Source organism: Sulfitobacter undariae (assembly GCF_014196805.1).
Lineage (GTDB): Bacteria > Pseudomonadota > Alphaproteobacteria > Rhodobacterales > Rhodobacteraceae > Sulfitobacter > Sulfitobacter undariae.
Genome location: NZ_JACIEI010000021.1, coordinates 17029 through 30629, shown reverse-complemented (window position 1 = coordinate 30629; position 13601 = coordinate 17029). Strand labels below are relative to the sequence as shown.

The window sequence follows — 13601 nt, the reverse complement described above, 5'->3', positions numbered from 1 at the left end:
TCCCCGTCGCGTTCCTTGGTGCGTGTGTCCAGATCAGCTTTCAGCGCAGCTTGCGCCTCAGTGGCCTGCGTGGCGGCACCCTTGGCCGCATCGCGTTCCTTGGTGCGTGTGTCCAGATCAGTTTTCAGCGCAGCTTGCGCCTCAGTGGCCTGCGTGGCGGCGACCTTGGCCGCGTCGCGTTCCTTGGTGCGTGTGTCCAGATCAGCTTTCAGCGCAGCTTGCGCCTCAGTGGCCTGCGTGGCGGCACCCTTGGCCGCATCGCGTTCCTTGGTGCGCGTGTCCAGATCAGTTTTCAGCGCAGCTTGCGCCTCGCTGGCCTGCGTGGCGGCACCCTTGGCCGCATCGCGTTCCTTGGTGCGCGTATCCAGATCAGCTTTCAGCGCAGTCTGCGCAGCACCCTCCTCGGTTAGTGCCTTGCTCTGCGCTACAAACTCTGCCTCCAATGTCCCCACCTGACGGCGCAAGGCTTCCGCCTCTTCCCGCACCTGCGCAAGATCCGCTTGCGTCTGCGTCACGGTACCTTCCAGCGATTTGATCAATTGCGCACGTACATCAAGCTTTAGCACACACAAAGGCCAGTCTGGGTCTTCATCCTCGTCCAACGCGGCAAGTGAGAACCCTTTGTTCTCCAGTTTGGCCATCAGCGTCTCTATTTGCGGTGCCTTTTTAAAAAACGGTTCCACACCGCACCGCAATACTAATGTCGTAACACGCTCCAAAATGCCTGCGCGATCCAGCAGGTTTAGAACTGTCTGTTCCTCCCCAGGCGTATCGATAAGTACCTGAAAAGGCCCCTCACATTTTGCCAGCGTTTTAGTCAACGCTTTAGGTGTTGTGGCTGGCACAACAATCGTCCCTGCCTGCTTCAGACCTGGCATCAATGACGTCAACGCAGCGGTGGGTGGCTTGAGGCTGTACAAGTCGGAAAGAGAATATCGAAGCAGCTCAGCCTCACTTGCCCCCCGCAACAGAACAGTTTCAATCCGCTCGACCTCATCGCATCCCCAAAGTGCCTCAGGCAATTTGGAGCCTGACAAAGGGTCAATCCAAATGACTTTTTGCCAGATTTGACCCAGCTTGGACAACTGCATATTTAAACGCTTGGGTCCCCCCCAAGAGAATATAACAAGAGTGCCCTGGCTGAAATTTTGTTCTGAACTCACTGTAAGATACCCCTATGTAGTGCCCGAGCGTACAGCGTGCCAAGTACAGGCACAAACTCTCAAGTACATTTTAAATAAATGTTAAAATACATTAAAAATCGACACCGCTCTGTTCAAATACGCGGTGTGGCCCTGCTAGACGCTGTGCCACGTCAGAAAAGGAACTCCAGTTGCTGGCCAAAAACAACCGTGAGGCCGTCAGCAACATCATATCAGCAAGCCCCGTCTGAAGTTGGGAACTGGAGCGGTCGTATTCTGTGCGTTTAAGATAGCGCACGCGCTTGCCATAGCGCTCGATAAGGGCGGCGTAGGTGGCGGGCAAATCAGCCGCCGCAAAAACGGTTTGCGCCTCCCCCGATGCAAACAAGGCATCAAGGCGGGTCACAAAACGCGCAATATCGCTTTTTTGACGCCACTCCATTAATTCCAGATGCCGTTCAGGCGGCCAGTTTTCAGGGGACTCGTAACTCAGGTGGTCAAAGGCCGGGCCTGTAGCCATGCGGATATGCACCGCCACATCTGATGGATGTTCAACACTGCGTACCAGGTCGGCGACCGATTTACTGGGCCGCAAGCCACGCAAAAAGAGGTCCTCGGCTGTGCGATCAAAAAGCGGGCCCACCAGCGTATAGGCAGAACGGACAAAAACATCGCCATAATGACTGCTTTCATTCGCAAGAATGGGCTCTTGAAACACCGAACCTTCTTCAATTTCCATGTAATTATAAATATGTTCGGACCGCGCACGCAAACCATCACAGACATCCGCGCTGATCACCGGCCCCTCATAGTCCAGCACATCGCTGATATGTGCTTCGCAATGATGGTCGGGTCTCCAAAGAACAACCAGTTGTCGGTCAGTAGCCTGTGCCATCACGGCTGCAGACGCCATCGCCCGAAGCCGGTTGCCCAGCCCATGCTGTACATCAATAAAAAAATACGGGCGCACAATATGGTGCGCCGGTGTAGACAGCTTGACGCCTGTGATAGGCGGCTGCCGGTGGGGGGGAGAGCCGATCATACAAATGACTTACAGCGATATCCACAAATCATGCAAGCGCCCCTTACGCCTCCCCGCCATGACCCAATGCTTTACGTCATACCATTTCCTCTTCACAGGGCACCTCATAAGGGGGCAATGGGACTATACCATCCCCCGCCAAAGTGATCGGGGCAGGAAACAGCGTCTCCTCGGCGGCATTCATACCGTGGGGCAACACCAAAGTGACATGCCACTGACTACCATCATGTACAGGCTGATCGATGATAGCAGGGGTGTCCCCTGCCACATATTCCTCAAGCGCGATCTCGATGCCATTCAAAATCAACAGTGATCCCTTCCGTTCAAGTGACAGGGGCTGATCGCTGCGGGTAGGTAGAAAATTGATAATCATGTAAATACTCCTAAAACCAACGTCCCGTTGCCATTAACGCCACAGAACGGCTTGCCGATGCCTGCGTTGTGATTGCTGTGACATTCCATCCGGTTTGGATCGCCCCCGTTGCCCCTTGAAAGATCACGCTAAACCCCATGCCATTCAGGGCGCCCCCCGTCACAACAGCCGTACTCCCAGAGGCGAATTGCGCAGGAAACACCCATGTTTGGGTCGCACAGCGAAAGCCCCCCAGAAAGGCCGCATCAATTGCCGCCGTGACTGTACGCGACAGGGTGCAAATCTGCGTGCCATCGGCAAATCGCACATAGGTGCCATTGGCATTGCTGCCGCGTTCAATGATGCTCCCTGTTGGCACCCCCGCCGACTGGCTCACTGCGCCAACCATCCGGCCCTGATGCATAACTTCTTGCCAAGGTGTCCAGCCCGACGCCCCGTATGAGCGGGAAAACTGGCGCAATCCCGCCGCGCCTGAATTTCCGCCATACGATATGAATTGCTGTACCCAATGCGTAGAGGTCCGGCGCTGGTTCACCAGCACTCCTGCAGAAACAATAGGATAATTATTACCCGCACAATTCCCGCCCGTAGGATTGTAGTAGAGCGCTGAAGCCGCCAGCGCATCAAGATCATCCCCCGCCGTAAGCGTGATCGCTTCCCCCAAACCAAAATCGCCGACCTTGAGCAATCGCCCCATCGTCTGATCAATGGGCGACTGGGTGACAGCAGTGCCTGTAATTTGCCCGGTAACAGTAGCACCTGACGGCAAAACCACCCGTCCATCATCTCCTTGAGCAATCAAGGCCTCGGCCCAGTTCACCCCGTCTGCACTTACCTTGATCGAAAAATCATCGGTGCCGTTTGTGCCCATTTCTGCACGGCCCGACCATCCTGTCTGATACAGTAGGGACGCCGTGTCCGTGGCCGATGCTTTGTTCACCTTAAGCTGATGACCCGCGCCCTCATGGGACAGCAACGTCGCCGCAGATGAAACCGCCAACCGGTTGGACACATCAGACACCGTATTTACGCCGATACCATCCAAATTCTGTAAATCGACAGAAGCGGCAGGCACCCAATCGCTCCCGCTCCAGATGCGCAAATCTTCGCCCTGTGCGGCGCGCCACCCCACTGTTGGTGAAATGAACAGCCAGCGCCCATTGTACCAGCCTGCCAAATCTCCGTCATGCCCTTCCCACGGCCCCTGTGCAGCCATGCCCAAGGCCCATATTGCCCCCTCTTGCGGAGCGGCAGGCGCTGTCGTGGCCCCAAATTCCTCAACCGTAAGCTGCGCCAGAAAATCCAATCTCTCTAGCGCCTCATTATGAGTGACATGCTTTTGGGCCTGCGCAGGCTGTAGATAGGGCAACGTCAATTTTGAAGAGCTCTGTGACAAATCATGTCTCCGATCCTGTGAATTTCACTGGATATTGGCAGCTCTTCCTCAACGATGTCCTATAGCACCGCGCGGCGCTACTCCCCGACACGCAACTCCTGCGCGCATGTATTCCTTATTCATATAGGATCGACTAGACTACGCTGGATCACCCGAGGATTATCTCCCATGCTCCTCCGGCCCCCAAACAGATTTTGCGCACCGCCTTATGCCCTCACCCTTACCACCTGATTTCATCGCCCATTGTGCCGCGCAGCGCGCTGATATTGGATTTGTCCCTCTGGAGACGTTGTTTGCCCCTCAGTCACAGGTCAACACCGAGGCACAGGCCATTGCACAAGCCCGCAAGCTGGCGCGCATATTCAACACCCCCTACAGCACACGCCGCTCTCTCAGGCTACAAGCGCAGGCTGGCAATGATCAGGCCGCCAATCTTGATGCATGGATGGATTTACAAGGCCTGCACCACACGCCCTGTCACCCGATCGCCTACGCGCGTGCCCAAACTCTCGAAGCTGAACTGCTTGCCGATCCTCAGCGGTTTCTATCCCGTGCAGACAGGCCCTACCCCTATGCTTCAGGCGATCACCATTGGGCTTTCGATCCAGTATGGATCAACAACCTGCTAGAGCGCGGCCGCGCACGCCTGTCAGATTTCACCAACACACGCGCCAACGACACGGCCATATTGGTGGGCAATGGCCCCTCCCTCCAACAGACCGATCTGTCGCTGCTCGCTGGCCATGATGTCTATGTTTCCAATTACGCGATCAACCATCCGATCCTGTCCCAACATGCACGTGGGGTGGCCGTTAGTAATTACTTTGTGGCCGACCAAGCCCCCGAAGCTTTCTTTGAACTCCCTCAATGGCGGGTCTTGCCTGTAGGGCTGTCACATGTGCTGGAGGATGATCCCCACACCATCTGGCTCAACGCGCTTGGCGGACCTTTGTTTTTCTCTCACACGCCACAAACCCACATCGCATGGCACGCCACAGTCAGCTATTTCTGGATGCAAGTTCTGCTGGCTGCCGGCTACCGCAAGATCCTCCTGATCGGCATCGATAACAGCTACCAACAACCCAAAGAAATGATTGAGGGCACTCTGATCCAACAGGTCGAAAACGACCCTAATCACTTTGATCCGGCATATTTTCGCGGGAAAGTTTGGCAGGCTGCGGATACCAACCACATGGCCCAAACCTATGCTCTGGCCAAAGCCGCCTTCGAACAAGCGGGCGGCGAGATCGTAAACTGCACTGTGGGCGGCGCTCTGGAGCTCTTCCGCCGTGCCCCTTTGGCAAGCGAGCTTTAGGGGCCTGACAGCGCGACAGGTTTCGACTATGAATAAACTGAACAATAACTGAAGGCTATACAGTGACCCATCCTTGCATTGCCTCAACGGCAGCCACAATCAGCGCCCTGCGCACCGCAAATATTTCAGGCCGTCTTGATGCCGATACCCGTTTGTCGCCCAGCGTATATTTCAGCTCCGACGACAAAGGCGGCACGGCCGACGTCACCTTGTACCCGCATGAAGGCGGGTTGATTAATGCTGAGATAAAAGTGACGGGTCACCCCGGATGGCTTAGCTTGAACATCGGGTTGGGAACAGGGGCCTTCAACGAAGGTGACACATTGGGGATTATCACGGATATACGCGGCACTGACACCTTCAATATCCGCCCCTATATTCGATCCTCTCGCAATAGCGATGAGCAAGACACCATTCTGTCAAAAGACATCACATTTGGCGGCACACCAACCATATCCACGTTACTGCATACCGTCAGCCCCGCAGACGCCCTGCCCCACGACGAGGCATATCATACGCTGATCTTACCGTTGCCCATACGCGACCTGTCATTGGTCTTGAACGATCTGTGCTTGTTTCACCTGGGTGCTGAATCGGGGTTAAGTGAGTATTCGATGACATTGGGACGGCTGGCAGGCTGATCCTTCGCCTGCCTTTATGTAAAAATTTACTTTAGCAACCCGAACCCCGAGCGTACCGAACGCAAAACACTTGCAACACGCCAGGCTTTAGACGCGTAGATGCCGTCTAGCTCTGATTGAAGGCGTAAGTTTTCACCTGCCAGCTTTTGCCCAGATGCCGCATGTTCTGAGGTCTCTTTTTGGTTTTCGAGCATGACGGCACCAAAGATGGCCTCTCGCGATGCTACCAGCCCTTTATCTGTCTCTAATCTGCGCCTCAGAGCCTCAACTTGTGCCTTCAGAACATGGCGATCCGCGCTTTCTTTACGCAAGATGGAACAATCCTCCACCAATTGTGATTGCCGCATATCCGCTTGCTCAGCAGCCTCTACCTGCAAGCCCAGGCTCTCGCGCAACAAAGCATTCTCCTCAACGACTTCATTGTGTGCCTTGAGCGCGACATCAGCTTCAACCGCATAGCTTTGCGATTGTGTAACGCTCTCGCGCAACAGCGTGTTCTCTTCAGCCGCTGCCTTACGCGCCTTTAGCGCTGCTGCATCTACTTCAGCCACATAGCTTTGCGATTGGACAACATTCTCGCGCAACAGCGCGTTTTCATCTGTCATACTCATCCCAGCTTGCGAAAGCTCTTTAAAACGGGCGCGATTCTGAACCGCCTCCCCTCGCAAGCTCATGTATGCGGAATGCGCCTCACTCAATCGCTCCGCATCCAGCAATACCTGATGTGACCCAGAGCGCATTGCCTCGATCTCCGCTACCAGTCGGCTCGCCTCTTCATCGTTGCTCAGCATTGAATCTGCCAATACCAGTGTGACCAAATCAGGCGCTGGTGGAATATCCGCACATTCGGCTTCTGGTGCTTTATTAATTCCTAACGCAGCCAAGACATCCGCATCATTCAGCAACAGGCTGCGCGCATCCACAACAATCAGTTGCCGACGCATACGACGTGCTTTGGACAGAAAGGCAGAAGCCTCTTCTTTCCACAATTCAAGGGCTTGCGCTGAATTTTGCAGATCAACTACCTGTAATGCCAAATTTTCAACAGGGCTGATGAGTGGCACCAAAATACGGGCAACAGTTGATCTACCAGCAGCTCCGGCCAACGTATCATATACCTTAATTGGTGTTGTAGATATCGCTTCCAAATGCCGTTTTACAACCTCACCCAAGGGCAGTCTCGGATCAATAACGACACGGAGTGTCTTTCTTTGGGCCTTAGGTTCGGACATTTAGAATACCTCTCATTCAATAAACCTATTTTGGTCGGGTTTTTCCAAACATACCAGCAAGAATTACCCCTATGTAGCAAGCACCCGCCCCGTACATATTCCCATTATCTTAATTTATTAAACAACTTGCCTTGCTTTTTGGTCACAGGTTGTTTTTTCACTGCTATCTGACAAACATACACAACAATATCAGACCTAAGGATCCGTACAGAATGAACATCGAACACACATCATTGGCAGGGGTCGTCGTTATAACCCCCCAGAGGCACGGCGATGCACGCGGTTTCTTCTCCGAAAGCTGGAATAAAGCACGTATGACTGCCGCAGGATTCTCCTATGATTTTGTTCAAGACAACCACTCTGTTTCCGCCAGCGTCGGTACATTGCGCGGCTTGCATTACCAAAGCCCCCCCCATGCACAAGCAAAGCTGGTGCGCTGCGGTCACGGCGCCCTGTTTGATGTTGCTGTCGATATCCGCCACGGCAGCCCGACCTACGGCCAATGGACAGGCGTAGAACTCAGCGCAGAGAACGGCAAGCAGTTGCTGATCCCCGCTGGCTTCCTGCACGGCTTTGTCACCCGCCTGCCCGACACGGAAATCATCTATAAATGCACAGATTACTACGCGCCAGAATGTGATGGCGCCGTGCGTTATGATGACCCCGAGATCGGGATTGATTGGGGTTTGGACGGCGCGGACCCGGTCTTATCTGCCAAAGACGCCGCCGCTGCTGCACTGGCGGACATCGGCACCGTGTTCACCATCGAAGGAAATTGCGCATGAAAATTCTCATCACTGGCGGTGCTGGCTTTATCGGGTCCGCCGTGGTCCGGTTGGCCGTGGCGCGTGGACATAGTGTGGTCAACCTTGATGCGCTGACCTATGCAGCATGCCTCGACAATATCGCCTCGGTTTCTGGCGACCCGCTCTATGCATTTGAACAGGCCGACATCCGTGATCGCAATGCAGTTGCGCGCATATTAGAGACACATAAACCCGACGCCATCATGCATCTGGCCGCCGAAAGCCACGTTGACCGCTCCATTGACGCGCCGGGTGAGTTTATTGAAACCAATATCACCGGCACCTATACATTGCTGGAAGCAGCGCGCGCCTATTGGACCACGCAGGGCAAACCCGAGTCCTTCCGCTTTCATCACGTTTCAACCGATGAGGTGTTTGGCTCGCTGGGTGATACAGGCATGTTCACCGAAGACACGCCTTATGATCCGCGCAGCCCCTACTCTGCCTCCAAAGCTGCCAGCGACCATCTGGTGCGTGCCTGGTCCGAGACCTATGGCCTGCCCGTTGTTCTGAGCAATTGCTCGAACAATTACGGCCCTTATCATTTCCCCGAAAAACTGATCCCCGTCGTGATCTTGAATGCATTGGCGGGCAAGCCCTTGCCGATTTACGGAAACGGCTCAAACGTGCGCGACTGGCTGTATGTCGAGGATCATGCGGATGCCCTGCTGTGCGTTTTGGAAAAAGGCCGCTTGGGGCGGTCTTATAACATTGGCGGCGAAAACGAGCGGAGCAATCTGGAACTGGTACAAACCTTATGTGCAATCCTTGATGAAAAACGCCCCCGCGCAGGCGGCTCATATGCCGAGCTGATTACATTTGTCACGGATCGCCCGGGCCATGATGCACGTTATGCCATTGACCCGACCCGCATTCGACAAGAACTGGGCTGGCGGCCTTCTGTCACCGTCGAGGAGGGGTTAGAGCGCACAGTTCAATGGTATCTGGATAATGAGGACTGGTGGCGCGCCTTGCAAAATCGCGAAGGTGTCGGCATGCGATTGGGAAAAACGACATGAAGATACTGGTATTTGGCAAGACGGGCCAAGTCGCGCAAGAGCTACAACGACAAGCGGATGTCACCGCCTTGGGCCGTGATGCTGCTGACCTGTCAGACCCAGCAGCCTGCGCCGCCGCCATCACAGCCCACCAGCCTGATGTCGTGATCAATGCCGCCGCCTATACGGCTGTTGACCGCGCCGAGGACGAAGCCGACCTGGCACATACCATCAACGCCCAAGCCCCCGCAGCCATGGCCATGGCCTGTGCACAGGGTGATATTCCCTTCCTGCATGTCTCAACCGATTATGTATTTGAGGGCAGCGGCACAGCGCCATGGAGCGTCGAAGCACCCATTGCCCCGTTGAATGTCTATGGGCAGACCAAGGCCGCAGGCGAAGATGCCGTGCGTGCCGCAGGCGGGAACCATGTAATTTTGCGCACATCATGGGTGTTTTCCGAACACGGCAACAACTTTGTCAAAACCATGCTGCGCCTGTCCGAAACCCGCGATGCCCTTTCTGTTGTAAACGACCAGATCGGCGGGCCAACCCCGGCGGGTGGCATTGCAGCCGCCCTTTTGCAGATGGCGCAGGCGATGCACGGCGGGCAGACGGGCGGCACTTATCATTACGCGGGCGCGCCCTCGGTCAGCTGGGAGTGTTTCGCGCGCGAAACATTTGTGGCAGCAGGCAGGGACATAGCCGTGACAGGCATTCCCACAGCGGATTACCCTACACCGGCGACACGACCTCTTAATTCCCGCCTTGATTGCTCCACACTCACGACTGATTTCGGCATTACACCTGCAGACTGGAAGGCCGATCTGGCCGCAATCGTACACAGGCTGACATCATGACAAAACGCAAAGGCATTATTCTGGCGGGGGGCTCGGGAACGCGGCTTTACCCGATCACCATCGGGGTCTCAAAGCAACTGCTACCGATCTACGACAAGCCGATGATCTACTATCCCCTGTCGGTGTTGATGCTGGCAAATATCCGCGAAATCGCCGTGATCACCACGCCGCAAGACCGCGAACAGTTCCAACGCACCTTAGGCGATGGCAGCCAATGGGGTCTCTCCCTCACCTATATCGAACAGCCCTCACCAGATGGTTTGGCACAGGCCTACCTGCTGGCCGAAGATTTTCTGGATGGCGCGCCCTCGGCAATGGTTCTGGGGGATAATATCTTCTTTGGTCACGGCCTGCCCGAGCAATTGGCCGCCGCCGATGCAAAAGAAGTGGGCGGCACCGTCTTTGGCTATCATGTGCAAGACCCCGAGCGCTACGGCGTGGTTGATTTTGCCCAAGACGGCACCGTGCGCGCGATCATCGAAAAGCCAGACGTCGCCCCGTCGCCCTATGCGGTCACCGGTCTGTATTTTCTGGATGGCACAGCCCCCGCCCGCGCGCGCAGCGTCAAACCCTCTGCACGCGGCGAGCTGGAGATCACCACCCTGTTGGAAACATATCTGCACGATGGCACTCTGACTGTGCAGCAAATGGGCCGTGGCTATGCGTGGCTGGATACAGGTACCCACGCCAGTTTGCTGGATGCGGGGAATTTTGTGCGCACCCTATCCAGTCGTCAAGGATTGCACGTTGGCTGCCCCGAAGAAATCGCCTTTGGCAAAAACTGGATCAGCCGCGAAGATCTCACGGCACTGGCCGAAAAATACGCCAAAAATACCTATGGGGATTATCTGGCGGCTTTGCTTAAATAAGAAATGTTTCGCGCGCGAAACATTTACCAACAGGCTCTAACGTAAATGTTAGGGCCTGTTTTTTATTCAAAGCGACATGAGGGCTAATGTTGCTTTTCAAGCCACGTCAGCAAGCGCGTACGCAGATCAGGCGTGAGGGCAGGGCCGCTCAATTCCAACCTGCCATCTGATTTATGGACTTTAACACTAAGGCCCGGACGTAAATCGCGTGTCGCATAGGCGGCTGGCGCGTCCTGTTTTTTGGGTTTTGCCGCTTTGTCAGAGACTGTTTTCCGCGCCAGCATATCCGATATGAACTTAAGCTCTTCTTCCGCGCCTTCAGGCGTGTTCGCTTGCAGCCCCTCACGCAGCGCCGCAGCCAGTTGAGGATCACGCCCCAGCGCAGCCGACAGTTGCAGGCCCAAACGTTCTCCGATAGATTGGGGAAACTGGAGAACACCATCCAGTGCCGATACAACCCCAATGAAAGAACGGATCTTTGATCGCTTGGCACGCGACGCAGACCCAAAGAGGTTCATTAGGGCCTCTTTTTCGGTATTATAAACCCCCTGCTCCACCGCTTTTGCAGCGATGCGTGCACGCTCAAAGTAACTCAATCCTACGCGGATTTCGTTTTCCTCGACCATGGCAAGATAGGCATCGGATGCGTCATCTGGACGGCGTTTGATGGCCAGCACTGTGCCATCTCCAACCCCTTCGCTCTCAAGCAGCGACAATGCCGTGCAGCGCCGCCACCCCGAGATCAGCCCGTATCCGCCCTGCGCCAAGGCAACAACTTCGATCGGAGTTTGCTGCCCCCGTGCGCGCAGCGAGGCCAGCAGCGCGTCCATGTCTTCCCCCTGCTGCGGGATGCGGTCACGGACCAAATGATCCAAGCGGATGTCCGACAGGGGCAGCGACACAATCATGCGGCCTGCGGCTTGGGCGCTTTGCATTTCGCGGCTTAGTTCTTCCAGCGCGGCGGTGGCCGAGGCCTCGGAGGCGACATCAGCGATGGGCGCGCGCATCCCTCCCAAAGGCGCCATTGATTTTGTCTCTGGCGCCGCGCCGAGAAAATCCGGGTTGGCAGGGGTCAGACGTCTACGTTTGGCCATCATATCTCTCCTGTGATGCAGTCAAGGCAAGGATCAGGGCGCCGCATGAAGGGCGCATAAAGGCAGCGTGCGATCATGGTGCATCTTGCCCGTCAGACATTTCGTCACTCGCCTGATCGCGCGCCAGTTCGTCGCGACGCCATGCGCCGATCAGCAGTTGTTTAAAAGCCGCATAGGTCGCATCAAATGTTTCGCGCCCCCGCACATAGGTCTCGCGGTTGAAGTCACGGTAATCAGCCTCATAGATGCCTTGCACTTGTTCCCCCGCCTGTCCGATCAACGCGGTGAAATCCTGCCGGTGCGGCGATAGGGTCGTGCCCAGATAGCTTTGCATCAAAGCGGCCAATTCGGCCTGCTGCGCGCCGTCATAGCGCGTGACCACCGCACGCACCGCGTCCCACTCAAAATTCAACCCTTCACGCCCCAAGGCGCGCGCGGCCATATTCTCAGCCTCTTCGATGGAGCCGAAAGTGGCGTGCAACATGTCAAAGAAACGGCCCGTGCTGTCGAATTCAAGAAACGATGCCCCCAGCGGAACCAGCAAAATGTCTGCGGCCGCCAGACCGTTAATTGTGAGATAGCCAAGGGCAGGTGGGGTATCGAGGAAGATCACATCATATTCATCCAAGATACCATCGGCCTCGAACATATCCGTCAATGCATCCCACAGCTTCCAGCCACGGGCCTGCATGCGCCAGACGGGCACCTGAAATTCAGCCCAATACAGATTGAGCTGTGCACCGATCAGATCAATGTTGGGCCAATGCGTGCTTTGAACCAGCGATTGCGTCTTGACCTCCAAGGCATCCGTCAACGTGTCATCCAGCGGCACAGGTGCTTCGCCACGGTCCATGCGCCGCTGGTTCTCAATGCGCAACTGGCTGGCATAATGGCGCGCCATCAGTGGGAAAACTGTCTGCCATTCATCTTTGACCTTGCCGCCAAAAATCGAGGTCATAGACCCCTGACTGTCCAGATCAACCACCAGCACTTTGTATCCATCCAAAGCGGCAGACATGGCCAGATGGGCCGCTGTTGAAGTTTTACCGACACCGCCCTTAAAATTAGCCACGGCCACCATCTTGGCAGGCAACCCTTTGGGGCGGTAGGGCAGGTACTCTTTGGCTTTTGATCCTTCATGACCAAAGTGCGCCCGCAGGCGCTGGACCTCGTCCAAAGTGAACCATTTGGCCCCGCCTGTCGTTTCCGAGGTGCCTTGTGGTAAATCGGGATTTTGCTTGAGAACGCGGCGGAAATGGCCGGTTGCTACAGGGATCAGATAACGTGTGATTTCCCAAGTGGAAAAGCGGCGAAGCTTGCGCCCGTTTTCGCCCTGCAACCCACGGCTTTGTAAATCTTGCCGCCCCGTATCACAGGCGCGGGCGATGTCTTCGAATTGTGCGGTGGTGGTTGGATTCCCCAAAGATGCACGTGCCTGATCCGGGTCGATGTTGAAATATGGGGGCAGGTGTGCGGAGGTCTCGGGGGGCATGTGCGTTCCTGATGTTCTGTTTTTTTTACAATATACCAAAAAACAGCGAACATGGAAGGAAAGAGATTACATCACTCTATTTTCTAAGCAAATCAGAGGGTTTTTAAGGAGGGCATGGGGCCATATTTACAGCATTTTGAGATTTTTCTAGTTATTAATTAGTTATTAGATAGTTACGGGTCTCCGGTGATTTTGGTAAGTCTTTTTAAATAAAGAGATAAATCCCCTTTTTTTAAAGTCTCCTGACTCTGAAACCCCGATAAGGTGACTCTGATCCCCCGTTGAAGTGACTCTGATCCCACGCTGATGGTTCTGGACGAGGCCTGTGGATAACTCTAGGC

The 13601-nt window shown here is 55.2% G+C and carries 13 protein-coding genes; 6 read left to right on the top strand and 7 right to left on the bottom strand.

Features of this window, described 5'->3' with window-relative positions:
* The 4 genes from GGR95_RS17420 to GGR95_RS17405 all read right to left on the bottom strand — a co-directional run.
* A partial coding sequence (locus GGR95_RS17420) for a hypothetical protein (protein ID WP_221385004.1) occupies positions 1-1091 on the bottom strand: 1091 nt, incomplete at its 3' end.
* A gap of 163 nt (positions 1092-1254) precedes the next feature.
* On the bottom strand, positions 1255-2055 hold the full coding sequence (locus GGR95_RS17415; RefSeq protein WP_184568121.1) for an O-fucosyltransferase family protein: 801 nt from the start codon (positions 2053-2055) through the stop codon (positions 1255-1257).
* 205 nt (positions 2056-2260) lie between these two features.
* Positions 2261-2557: a hypothetical protein gene (locus tag GGR95_RS17410; protein ID WP_184568119.1), complete on the bottom strand. Its 297-nt coding sequence runs from the start codon at positions 2555-2557 to the stop codon at positions 2261-2263.
* Positions 2558-2567: 10 nt separating this feature from the next.
* Positions 2568-3953, bottom strand: coding sequence for a DUF2793 domain-containing protein (locus tag GGR95_RS17405; protein ID WP_184568118.1), 1386 nt, complete (start codon positions 3951-3953; stop codon positions 2568-2570).
* 208 nt (positions 3954-4161) lie between these two features.
* Between GGR95_RS17405 and GGR95_RS17400 the strand changes: the two genes are divergently transcribed.
* Positions 4162-5268, top strand: coding sequence for a hypothetical protein (locus GGR95_RS17400; RefSeq protein ID WP_184568116.1), 1107 nt, complete (start codon positions 4162-4164; stop codon positions 5266-5268).
* Positions 5269-5330: 62 nt separating this feature from the next.
* Entirely contained in the window at positions 5331-5909 is a 579-nt protein-coding gene (locus GGR95_RS17395; protein ID WP_184568114.1) for a hypothetical protein, read from the top strand.
* Between the two features lie 26 nt (positions 5910-5935).
* On the opposite strand, the gene GGR95_RS17390 is transcribed toward GGR95_RS17395, so the two are convergent.
* A complete protein-coding gene (locus GGR95_RS17390) occupies positions 5936-7141 on the bottom strand; it encodes a hypothetical protein (protein WP_184568112.1) in 1206 nt (401 codons plus the stop codon).
* Between the two features lie 212 nt (positions 7142-7353).
* Between GGR95_RS17390 and rfbC the strand changes: the two genes are divergently transcribed.
* From rfbC to rfbA, 4 genes are read left to right on the top strand one after another with little or no spacing between them, the layout of a single operon-like run.
* Positions 7354-7926: a dTDP-4-dehydrorhamnose 3,5-epimerase gene (gene rfbC / locus GGR95_RS17385; RefSeq protein ID WP_184568111.1), complete on the top strand. Its 573-nt coding sequence runs from the start codon at positions 7354-7356 to the stop codon at positions 7924-7926.
* Entirely contained in the window at positions 7923-8966 is a 1044-nt protein-coding gene (gene rfbB / locus GGR95_RS17380) for a dTDP-glucose 4,6-dehydratase (RefSeq protein ID WP_184568109.1), read from the top strand. Before rfbC ends, rfbB begins: the two co-directional genes overlap by 4 nt.
* Positions 8963-9805, top strand: coding sequence for a dTDP-4-dehydrorhamnose reductase (gene rfbD, locus GGR95_RS17375; protein WP_184568107.1), 843 nt, complete (start codon positions 8963-8965; stop codon positions 9803-9805). The genes rfbB and rfbD overlap by 4 nt, the downstream gene beginning before the upstream one ends.
* Positions 9802-10674 (top strand): glucose-1-phosphate thymidylyltransferase RfbA, encoded by an 873-nt coding sequence (gene rfbA, locus GGR95_RS17370; protein ID WP_184568103.1) that lies wholly within the window; start codon positions 9802-9804, stop codon positions 10672-10674. The genes rfbD and rfbA overlap by 4 nt, the downstream gene beginning before the upstream one ends.
* Before the next feature lie 83 nt (positions 10675-10757).
* On the opposite strand, the gene GGR95_RS17365 is transcribed toward rfbA, so the two are convergent.
* On the bottom strand, positions 10758-11768 hold the full coding sequence (locus GGR95_RS17365) for a ParB/RepB/Spo0J family partition protein (protein ID WP_184568101.1): 1011 nt from the start codon (positions 11766-11768) through the stop codon (positions 10758-10760).
* 73 nt (positions 11769-11841) lie between these two features.
* Complete coding sequence (locus GGR95_RS17360; RefSeq protein ID WP_184568099.1) at positions 11842-13260, bottom strand: AAA family ATPase; 1419 nt, start codon at positions 13258-13260, stop codon at positions 11842-11844.
* Positions 13261-13601: the final 341 nt, after the last annotated feature.

What these genes read in the sequence shown, in the direction of transcription:
- GGR95_RS17415 (WP_184568121.1), bottom strand. Translation starts at nt 2,055, where the DNA reads ATGGCGTCTGCAGCCGTGATGGCACAGGCTACTGACCGACAACTGGTT.
- GGR95_RS17410 (WP_184568119.1), bottom strand. Translation starts at nt 2,557, where the DNA reads ATGATTATCAATTTTCTACCTACCCGCAGCGATCAGCCCCTGTCACTT.
- GGR95_RS17400 (WP_184568116.1), top strand. Translation starts at nt 4,162, where the DNA reads ATGCCCTCACCCTTACCACCTGATTTCATCGCCCATTGTGCCGCGCAG.
- GGR95_RS17390 (WP_184568112.1), bottom strand. Translation starts at nt 7,141, where the DNA reads ATGTCCGAACCTAAGGCCCAAAGAAAGACACTCCGTGTCGTTATTGAT.
- rfbC (WP_184568111.1), top strand. Translation starts at nt 7,354, where the DNA reads ATGAACATCGAACACACATCATTGGCAGGGGTCGTCGTTATAACCCCC.
- rfbB (WP_184568109.1), top strand. Translation starts at nt 7,923, where the DNA reads ATGAAAATTCTCATCACTGGCGGTGCTGGCTTTATCGGGTCCGCCGTG.
- rfbD (WP_184568107.1), top strand. Translation starts at nt 8,963, where the DNA reads ATGAAGATACTGGTATTTGGCAAGACGGGCCAAGTCGCGCAAGAGCTA.
- rfbA (WP_184568103.1), top strand. Translation starts at nt 9,802, where the DNA reads ATGACAAAACGCAAAGGCATTATTCTGGCGGGGGGCTCGGGAACGCGG.
- GGR95_RS17365 (WP_184568101.1), bottom strand. Translation starts at nt 11,768, where the DNA reads ATGGCCAAACGTAGACGTCTGACCCCTGCCAACCCGGATTTTCTCGGC.
- GGR95_RS17360 (WP_184568099.1), bottom strand. Translation starts at nt 13,260, where the DNA reads ATGCCCCCCGAGACCTCCGCACACCTGCCCCCATATTTCAACATCGAC.